Genomic DNA, 777 nt, shown 5'->3' on the forward strand with positions numbered 1-777 from the left:
GCACGGGGAGATCGTACCGATGTTGTGGTCCATCTGGTCGAGGATGAACACGTTGAGGTCGCAGAAGTCCCCTGGAACCATAAGCGCCATGATCTGGCGTTTACCGTCCGGGAGCACCTTGTAGCGGCAAGCGAGGCCATCAAGGATCAGATGGACGTTCTCGGGTTCGTCGCCTTCTCGAACCAAATCGACCCGTGCAGCGACCTGCCGGATGCGTGGCGCCAAGCCATCCAGGGCCCGGCGATCGTCATCCGATAGGTCCTCGAAGCCTTCCAGCTTCCGGGTCAGTACCTGCTGCATCACACCTCGGGAGGGTTCGACCGCAGCGACCCTACGTCGGATTTCCGACATTTCAAATCGTCATTTGATGAGAAATTTGCCTAACGTCCGCGTTTTCCCTAGAAGCCGCGCATCGTTTGCAATCTTTCGGGCGCACACGGCTGAGGGTTCGTGCCCCCGCCCTTCTCGGGACGGCCCGTGACACAGCTTGGACAGGCCTCGTGCCGCAATCGTTTGCTCGCCGGACTACCACCATCCGACTTCGATCTGCTTCGGGGCCGGCTCGCCCCAAAAAAGCTCGCTGTGGGCGACGTGCTGATCCAGACGGATACCCCAATCACCAGTTTGTATTTTATTGAACGCGGCATCGTCTCGCTGGTTGCGCAAGCCCCCGATGGCGAACAGGCTGAGATTGGGCTCGTTGGCTGCGAGGGCCTCGTCGGGATTCCGCTGCTGCTTGGCTCCGATCAAGCCCCCTATGATGGCCGGGTGCAGAAT

Annotated in this window: 2 protein-coding genes; one reads left to right on the forward strand and one right to left on the reverse strand. The window is 60.1% G+C overall.

What is annotated here, in order from left to right; translation table 11 throughout:
- Window positions 1-300, reverse strand: a 300-nt coding sequence (locus MKK64_RS04860; RefSeq protein ID WP_243932447.1) for a Crp/Fnr family transcriptional regulator, incomplete at its 3' end; no start/stop codon positions are given.
- Window positions 301-477: 177 nt separating this feature from the next.
- Here MKK64_RS04860 and MKK64_RS04865 point away from each other — a divergent pair.
- On the forward strand, window positions 478-777 hold a 300-nt coding region (locus tag MKK64_RS04865; protein WP_243932449.1), incomplete at its 3' end, for a Crp/Fnr family transcriptional regulator.

The sequence above is a fragment of the Methylobacterium sp. E-025 genome, assembly GCF_022829705.1.
Taxonomy (GTDB): Bacteria; Pseudomonadota; Alphaproteobacteria; order Rhizobiales; family Beijerinckiaceae; genus Methylobacterium.